Below are 8099 nucleotides of genomic sequence, written 5' to 3'. Positions count from 1 at the left end.
ACGAGGAAATCACCTATCAGCTGGTCGGGCAATACGAGGCCAACATTGATAAGGGCCTGCTCAACCTCAAGTCTCCCCTTGCGCGGGCATTGATTGGCAAGGAAGAAGGCGATAGCGTAGAAGTGCGTACACCAGGTGGCACGCGCAGTTACGAGGTATTGAGCGTCAAATTCATTTAATCCCGTAGGAGGCAGACCCGAATGAACAGGCTTGGCGGCAGCTTTGGACCGAGTAGCATCGAGGGGCGAGAGCCGTTTTTTGCCACTATTTTCAGTGTGTTGTGGGTGCTTGGGCTTGCCGCCTATGGCGCGGGGTATTTCGGGCTGATCGGCGATGGCGTAGAGCCGCAAGGGCCGGTCTCGCTAGAGATCATGATCTTCACATTTGCCGCCATTCTCCCCATTGCTTTGATCTGGATCGGCGTGCTTTTGCTGCGCCGCGTATCCGAAGTGCAGCGCGATGCGCGGGATCTTGCCGCCATGCTCAAGCGCTTTCAGGCGGGGCCGGCGGGCAATCCGGCAGCGCGCGTTACGCCAGCACCCAAAGGCGGGGCCGAGACCAACGCCAAGCTCGCCACCCTGAGCAGCCAAATGCAGCAGGTCGAAAAAGCGCTGGTCGCCATTTTGTCAACGCAAGCCGGTCAGAGCGTCCCGACAGAGGCAAAACCGGCTCCGGAAAAACCCAACACCCCCGCCCCCACGGAAGAGGCCTTGAATTGGGACGAACTCTTGCACGCCCTTAATTTCCCGACCGACGAAAAAGACCGCGACGGCTTCCGCGCCCTGCGCGTCGCCATGGGCCATAGTGCAACCTCACAATGCTTACGCGCGGCCGAAGACATTATGAATCTGTTAAGCCAAGATGGAATCTATACCGACGATCTTTCCCCCGAAATCGCCCCCGCTGCCCTGTGGCGGCGCTTTGCAGATGGCACGCGGGGCGAAGAGGTCGCCGCCGTGGGGGGCATACATGACCCCGCAGCCATTGCCAAAGTCCGCTCCCGCATGCGCTCGGATCCGATATTTCGCGATGCGGCGCTGCATTTCCAGCGCCAGTTTGATATTACCCTGCGCGCGTTTTGCGCCCATGGTAGTGATGCCCAAATCGAAAAGCTCGCCAACACGCGCACGGGGCGCACCTTTATGCTGCTCGGGCGGGTGAGCGGCATGTTTGGCTAAGCGCCCCTCAGGGGGGAGCGTGTTTACGCGTGGGGGCGTGTCGCCCCTTTTTTTTGCCGCGCGTAGCGCGGCGTGGCCCAACCGCAGGGGGCGTTTGCCCAGCAAACAGCATCTGGCGGGCGGGAGTGCCCCAGTTCGACCTGCGACTTGGCTTTAAGTCTCGCACCCAGCCAACTTGCCTTTGCTTCGGGGAGGGCATCTGCCATTGTGTTTGATGGAAAGGTTACGCCCATGCCCCCCCCGCTCAGCAAAGGCAGGTTTTTTGAAGGCAAAAAACGATTGCCCTACGGGCCGTGGCCTCGCTGCGCTCGGCAGGCCAAACCCACCCCTCAGCGGTATTCTGAAAACGGTATAAAGCGGACAGGATCTCCGGTTTTAATCTCCATCGCCTCATCGGACAGCTCCACAAAGCCTTCCGCCCAAGCCAGCCCCGAAATTCGGCCAGAGCCTTCCGAGGCAAACACCTCGATCGAGCCATCATCTTTGCGCCGTGCCCGCAAATATTCCCGCCGACCCGCCTTTTTGCGCTTCGAAAATGCGGCTGGCTGCAGGGTGGGTTGCGGTTGCCGCCACCCCAGCCCCTGCAATGCCCCCAAAGCTGGCCGCCCGAAGATAAGCGCGGTGGTAAAAGCCGCCACAGGGTTTCCCGGCAGGCCGAAAACCGGCATCCCCTGCCACATGGCCAGCGCCAAAGGCCGCCCCGGTTTTATGGCAATGCGCCACAGGTCCAGCCGCCCCTCTGCCCCCAACACCGCCGACATGTGGTCCTCATCTCCCGCCGAAGCGCCGCCTGAAGTGAGCAGGGCATCGCAGCTTTCCGCCGCCTTATCCAACACGGCAGCAACCGCCGCGCGGTCATCCGCAGCCACGCCTAAATCCACAGCCTCAAAGCCCCAATCTTGCAGCAGGGCCAGCAACATCGGCCGGTTGGCGTCATAAATTTGGTGCGCGTTGGCATCATCTCCGGGTTGGCGCAGCTCGTCGCCCGTCGATAGCACCCCCACCCGCAAGCGCTCATAGACAGAAACTTCGGCGAGGCCAAGCGCCACGAGCAGCCCGACCTCTTGCGGCCCCATCCGCGTGCCGGCCTCCAGCGCCACCGCACCCGCCTCTATATCTTCGCCCCTCGCGCGGCAATTCGCGCCCTGCTTTATGCCCTGCCTGAAATGCAAAATACCATCTTCCGTGCGCACATCTTCTTGCATGATCACAGTATCAACACCCGCAGGCATAGACGCCCCCGTTAATATCCGGATAGCCTGCCCCGAGGGCACCACGCCTTCAAACGGCACACCTGCCGCCGAGCGCCCATCCACCAAAGGCAAGGCCTGATCTCCTGCGCCTTCAATCCCCGCAAAAGCAAAGCCGTAGCCGTCCACCGCCGCGTTGGCATAGGGCGGGTTGGCGCGCTTGGCCGTGGCATCCGCCGCCAGCACCCGTCCCGCCGCTTGCCACACCGGCACGGTTTCTGTCGTCACCACACAGCGCATCTGCGCCTTCAGGTGGCCAAGCGCCTCTTCCACCGGCGTCCAGTGTGTGCCCTCGGGCAGAGCAAAACAGTCATCCTTCAAGCGGGGTGTTTTAGCCAAGGCCGACCTCCTTCAGCACAAAATCGGCAATGGCCGGAATATCGTTGATATCCAGAATCGGCACCGAAAGCACCCCCACTTCATGCCCTGCTGCGACGGCTTTAATGCTCGGGTCTTCCAGCGCAATCAGCGGGCGGTCCGGCTTCACCGAAGCCTCGATTTTGGCATGGCCGTTTTTCTTGAACCCCTCGATCAGCACAATATCCACAGGGCTGAGCTTGGCCAGCAGATCATCCACCGATGGCTCCCCGGCCCCGCGCAGCTCGTGCATAATCGCCCAGCGGTAGGCCGAGGCCAATATCACCTCGCCCGCCCCCGCTGCGCGATGGCGAAAGCTGTCTTTGCCGGGCTGGTCGACATCGACCGAATGGTGCGCGTGCTTGATGGTGGAAACCGTAATGCCACGGCTTGTAATTTCTGCCACCAAGCGCTCGGTCAGGGTGGTTTTGCCGCTGTTTTTCCAGCCGGTAATGCCAAAAACCTTCATAATTTTCCTTCCGCAAGCGCCAGATCTTCCGGCGTGTTGATATTGAAAAACGGATCTTCCCCGAAGCCGTGAAACACAATCGGTGCGCAGCCCAGCGGCTCCACCCATTGGATAACTTTGCGCAGGCCGTCCCGCAAGGCCGTGCGCAGATTGTCTCGCAGAGAAACATCATAAAGCGCAAAGGTCGGCTGGCGAAAAAAGCCGCCGCCTGCACGAGGGCTGTGGGCCATGGCCATGGGCTGTTGGCTGGCCTCGCAGGCAAAGCGCAAGCCCGTTACAAGGCGCGGCGGAAAAAACGGGCTATCTGCTGCCACGCTGACAATATGGGAAAATCCGCTTGCCGCTGCCCAGTCCATGCCCGCCAACACACCGGCGAGCGGGCCGGCAAAGCCCCCGATACTGTCGGCCACCACGGGCAGGTTATAGCCAGAGAAGCGCGCGGGGTTGCCATTGGCATTAAGCACTACGGCTTCCACCTGCGGGGAAATGCGGCAGAGAACATGGCCGAGCATCGGCTGCCCCCCCAGCGGCAAAAGGCACTTGTCGCCACCGCCCATGCGGCTGGACTGGCCTCCTGCCAGCACCACGCCGGCAATCCGCGCCTGAGAGCTGGGCGGGCGCAGGCGATGCTCGGGTATGTTTTCCGGTGGGGTCATCGATCAAACCTCGTGATTTTTATTTCAGCGCAAGGCACGGTAAGGGGAGAGGTTGCAACGATAAACAGGGGATGTCCAGCATGGGCAGCGCATATTGGCAAGGTTTTCGGGCGGGCGCGCCTTTTGTGCTGGTAGTGGCCCCGTTCGGGCTGCTTTTTGGCGTGGTGGCCACAGAAGCGGGGCTGGACATCGTGCAAACCATGGCGATGACGATATTGGTGATTGCGGGGGCCTCGCAATTTGCCGCACTGCAGCTGCTTTCGGATAACGCCCCGACGATTGTGGCTATCCTGACAGGGCTGGCGGTGAATATGCGGATGGCGATGTATTCGGCCTCGCTGACGCCGCACCTGGGCAAAGCCAGCCTGGGCAGGCGCGCTTTGGCGGCGTATTTTCTGGTAGACCAGAACTACGCGGTGTCGATCGCGGAATACGAGAAAAATCCTGCGCGGCCCCTGCCGGAAAAGCTGGCCTATTTCTTCGGGGCGGTTTCCCCCATTGCGCCGCTTTGGTATGGGTTTACCTTTGTGGGCGCAGTGGCGGGCAAAGCCATCCCGCCGGAATACGCGCTGGATTTCGCGGTGCCGATCACGTTTATCGCCATCGTGGCCCCCGCCCTGCGCAGCCTGCCCCATATCGCGGCGGCGTTTGTGTCGGTCACGCTGGCACTTTTGCTGGCGTGGCTGCCCTATAATAGCGGGCTGATGGTGGCCGCCCTGCTGGCAATGATCACCGGTGCATTTATTGAAAAACGGCTGGAGGGCACCCATGGATAACAGCGACATCTGGATCACCATCATCGCACTGGGCATTGGCACCTTCCTGATCCGGTTTTCCTTTCTTGGCCTGCTCGGGGGCAAGGACCTGCCGAACTGGCTCACCCGCCACCTGCGCTATGTGCCAGTGGCGGTGCTGCCCGGGCTTGTGGCCCCGCTTGTGGTTTGGCCAGCGGCCACTGGCGGAGAGGCCGACCCCGCCCGCACCCTTGCGGCCCTCACCGCACTGGCCATAGGGGCCCTCACTCGCTCGGTGCTGGGGGCCATTTTCGGGGGCATGGCGGTGCTTTATGCCGTGCAATATTTCACTTGATCCAAGTGCCCATACGCCCTTCGGGCGGCTTTTTCTTGCAGAAAAATGCGTGTGCGACGCGATGGCGGCGCGGCAGAGGTGGCTCTGCTTGGTGGAGTCTTACCCGCGCCGCCCTCAACCTTCTGCACCCTTTACCACGGGCGCGAACGCTGCAACGCGGCGCGGGTGCAATATCGCCAAGCAGACCTACGCCAGACGCGCCGCCACCGAGCGTAGCGAGGCTGGGTCTTCGCCGCAGGCGGAGATGCAAAAAGGGCCACACCGAGGTGCCGTCCTTTCGTTGAGACGTTCGAAAAACCTTAGTTCTTCGCGTAGAATTCCACCACGAGGTTTGGTTCCATAACCACTGGGTATGGCACATCCGAAAGGGTTGGCGTGCGCAGGAATTCGCAAGTCAGTTTGCTGTGATCCACGTTCAGATACTCGGGCGTATCGCGCTCAGGCGAGCCAACGGCTTCCAGCACAAGGCCCATCTGGCGAGACTTCTCGCGCACGGCGATCACGTCACCCTCGTTTACGCGGTAAGAGGCGATGTTCACTTTCTTGCCATTCACGGTCACATGGCCGTGGTTTACGAACTGGCGGGCCGCAAACACAGTTGGCACAAATTTGGCACGGTAAACAACCGCATCCAACCGGCGCTCCAGCAGGCCGATCAGGTTTGCACCTGTATCACCCTTGATGCGCTCGGCATCCGCATAAATCCGGCGGAATTGCTTTTCCGTTACGTCGCCATAATAGCCCTTGAGCTTTTGCTTGGCGCGCAGCTGGGTGCCGAAATCAGAAAGCTTTTGCTTGCGGCCTTGGCCGTGCTGGCCCGGGCCATATTCGCGGCGATTAACCGGGGATTTGGGGCGGCCCCAAATGTTTTCGCCCATGCGGCGGTCAATTTTATACTTGGCAGCTGTACGTTTCGTCACGAGCTGGGTCCTTTCAAAAGGCTCCCCGAAGGGATGTTGAAAGGTGCTTTCCTAATCCGGCCTTATTACCGAATGACAGGTTTCCCCTTGCGGGGTCCACAAACACCAAAATCACCGGAGCCTTGCAGCGCCGGATGGGCGGGTTATAGTGGTTTGAAAGGGAGAGTCAAGCGCCCCTGCGCCCCAATAAAAGGATTAACACCATGCCCGCATTCACCCTTACCCAACCCCGCAACATCGCCCATTTGCGCTTTAGCAACCCGCAGGTCTCCAATGCCATGGGCGCAGCGTTCTGGGCTGATTTCCAGCCTGCCATTCTGGCCCTTTCCCAAAGCGGCAGCACGCGGGCTTTGGTGATTTCCGCCGAGGGTAAAAACTTCTGCTCGGGCATGGATATTTCCATGTTTGCCAGTGGCATTCCGACCACCGGCACGCCAACGGCGCGCGAGGCCTTCCCGCCGTTTATCCGCCAGCTTCAGGAGACCTTGAGCTGCCTCGAGGCCGCCCGCTTTCCTGTTATCGCCGCCATTCAAGGGGCCTGCATCGGCGGCGGGCTTGATCTGGTATCGGCGTGTGATATCCGCATTGCCGCGCAAGACGCCTATTTTCGCATAGAAGAAACCAATATCGGCATGATGGCCGACCTTGGCAGCCTGCAACGCCTGCCCAGGCTGATGCCCGAAGGGGTGGTGCGCGAGCTGGCCTATCTTGGCAGCACGCTCAACGCCACGCGCGGCCATGCGGTTGGCTTTGTCAACGAGATTGAAGCCGATGCCGAAGCCGCGCTCACCGCCGCGATGGACATTGCCGAACATATTGCGGCCAAGGCTCCGTTAGCCGTGGCTGGCTCGAAAGCCGCCATTACCTATGCCCGCGACCACTCCACGGCAGATGCGCTAAACTGGGCCGCCACCATGCAGACCCTTTTGTGGAACCCCGAGGATATCCAGAAAGCTGTGATGGCGCGGGCCAAAGGGAAAACATCCGTTTTTGGTGATCTGGAAAAACAACGGGATAAAATTAGCTAGCCATCTGCCTGCGAGGCGGGCCGCTTTCAGGCGGACATAATCGCCACAGCCATGATCCCCAACCCGGCATGCCCCAGCGTCCAGACAACAGAGCGGGTCAGGCCGATAGCGGTGATATAGGCGGGAATATAAGCAATGCGCGCAACAAGGAAAAGCACAGCGCCCCACCATGCAAGCCCGCTATTCAGGCCAAAATGCACCGCGAGCAAGGAGAGCGGGATAAACAGCACCATTGCCTCGTTCATATTTGCCAGCGCCCGCTTGGCGCGGCCTGCATTTATAGTGAGCGGCAAAGGCTCATCCCGCGGGCCACCGGCATGGCGCAAGGCCTTTGGCCCCAGTGCGCGGGACATGATCATGGGGGGGAGGTAAGATTGAAACAGGTAAAGCAGCAAGCTGCCCAGAATAAGCGCAACCATGGCACCCTCCATAGAAAAAGCGCGGAGCCAAAGCCCCGCGCGATAATCGCGTTTCCAGTTATAAGAGAATTTGACGCATCGACATTCGCGTTTGAGCGAAGCGAAAGGCAGCGAATGTCGATCCAAAATAAACTGGAAGCGCTTTGGTTTATTTGTTGGCTTTGAGCCATGCCATCACGGTTTCGGGCGAGCTTTCGCCATATGGGTCGTCGCCGTGGTTGTCTTCAATGCCCGGCTCCTGGAACCACGCTTCAACCACGCCATCATTAATGATCGCGGCATAGCGCCAGCTGCGCATGCCAAAGCCGATGTTGGATTTATCAACCAGCATGCCCATGTGGCGGGTGAAGACACCGGCACCGTCAGGAATAACTTTTACGTTTTCCAGCTTCTGGTCCCACGACCATTTGTTCATCACAAAGGTATCATTCACCGACATCACGTAGATCTCGTCAATGCCCTCGGCCGCAAAATCCGCCGCGCCCTTTTCATAGCCCGGAAGCTGGTAAGTGGAGCAGGTTGGCGTAAACGCGCCGGGCAGCGAAAACAGGATCACCCGCTTGCCTTTGAAGAAGTCATCAGTGGTTTTGTCTTCCCACTTGAACGGGTTGTCGCCGCCAATGCTTTCGTCGCGCACGCGCGTGTGGAAAGTAACCTGAGGCAAAGTTACGCCAGCTTTCATAATCGTATTCCTTTGATGTTGGGTTTGTGTTTGTTGCTAAAAATCCAGTTG

General features: G+C 59.9%; 11 protein-coding genes. 5 read left to right on the top strand and 6 right to left on the bottom strand.

What is annotated here, in order from left to right; all coding sequences use genetic code 11:
• Both ACWB12_RS06200 and ACWB12_RS06195 read left to right on the top strand, forming a co-directional pair.
• Positions 1-179, top strand: a 179-nt coding sequence (locus ACWB12_RS06200) for a GreA/GreB family elongation factor (protein WP_479529195.1), incomplete at its 5' end; no start/stop codon positions are given.
• Positions 180-200: 21 nt separating this feature from the next.
• A complete protein-coding gene (locus ACWB12_RS06195) occupies positions 201-1178 on the top strand; it encodes a hypothetical protein (protein ID WP_479529193.1) in 978 nt (325 codons plus the stop codon).
• A 329-nt stretch (positions 1179-1507) separates the two neighbouring features.
• On the opposite strand, the gene ACWB12_RS06190 is transcribed toward ACWB12_RS06195, so the two are convergent.
• From ACWB12_RS06190 to mobA, 3 genes are read right to left on the bottom strand one after another with little or no spacing between them, the layout of a single operon-like run.
• The gene (locus tag ACWB12_RS06190) at positions 1508-2767 is read right to left on the bottom strand and encodes a molybdopterin-binding protein (RefSeq protein ID WP_479529192.1); all 1260 of its coding nucleotides are present in this window, start codon (positions 2765-2767) and stop codon (positions 1508-1510) included.
• On the bottom strand, positions 2760-3254 hold the full coding sequence (gene mobB / locus ACWB12_RS06185; protein WP_479529191.1) for a molybdopterin-guanine dinucleotide biosynthesis protein B: 495 nt from the start codon (positions 3252-3254) through the stop codon (positions 2760-2762). The genes ACWB12_RS06190 and mobB overlap by 8 nt, the downstream gene beginning before the upstream one ends.
• Entirely contained in the window at positions 3251-3910 is a 660-nt protein-coding gene (mobA, locus tag ACWB12_RS06180; RefSeq protein ID WP_479529190.1) for a molybdenum cofactor guanylyltransferase MobA, read from the bottom strand. The genes mobB and mobA overlap by 4 nt, the downstream gene beginning before the upstream one ends.
• 71 nt (positions 3911-3981) lie before the next feature.
• Between mobA and ACWB12_RS06175 the strand changes: the two genes are divergently transcribed.
• Both ACWB12_RS06175 and ACWB12_RS06170 read left to right on the top strand, forming a co-directional pair.
• Entirely contained in the window at positions 3982-4686 is a 705-nt protein-coding gene (locus tag ACWB12_RS06175) for an AzlC family ABC transporter permease (protein WP_479529189.1), read from the top strand.
• On the top strand, positions 4679-4999 hold the full coding sequence (locus ACWB12_RS06170; RefSeq protein WP_479529188.1) for an AzlD domain-containing protein: 321 nt from the start codon (positions 4679-4681) through the stop codon (positions 4997-4999). The genes ACWB12_RS06175 and ACWB12_RS06170 overlap by 8 nt, the downstream gene beginning before the upstream one ends.
• Before the next feature lie 299 nt (positions 5000-5298).
• Here the strand turns inward: ACWB12_RS06170 and rpsD are convergent, their stop codons facing one another.
• Positions 5299-5919 (bottom strand): 30S ribosomal protein S4, encoded by a 621-nt coding sequence (gene rpsD, locus ACWB12_RS06165; protein ID WP_479529187.1) that lies wholly within the window; start codon positions 5917-5919, stop codon positions 5299-5301.
• A 203-nt stretch (positions 5920-6122) separates the two neighbouring features.
• Between rpsD and ACWB12_RS06160 the strand changes: the two genes are divergently transcribed.
• Entirely contained in the window at positions 6123-6947 is an 825-nt protein-coding gene (locus tag ACWB12_RS06160; protein ID WP_479529186.1) for an enoyl-CoA hydratase-related protein, read from the top strand.
• Positions 6948-6973: 26 nt separating this feature from the next.
• Here ACWB12_RS06160 and ACWB12_RS06155 read toward each other — a convergent pair whose 3' ends face one another.
• Both ACWB12_RS06155 and ACWB12_RS06150 read right to left on the bottom strand, forming a co-directional pair.
• Positions 6974-7366 (bottom strand): MAPEG family protein, encoded by a 393-nt coding sequence (locus ACWB12_RS06155; protein WP_479529185.1) that lies wholly within the window; start codon positions 7364-7366, stop codon positions 6974-6976.
• Positions 7367-7514: 148 nt separating this feature from the next.
• Entirely contained in the window at positions 7515-8048 is a 534-nt protein-coding gene (locus ACWB12_RS06150) for a redoxin family protein (protein ID WP_479529184.1), read from the bottom strand.
• Positions 8049-8099 lie beyond the last annotated feature (51 nt).

Source organism: Profundibacter sp., from assembly GCF_056498605.1.
Note: the sequence above shows the minus strand (reverse complement) of the source record. Positions and strands in the feature narration are given on the sequence as shown.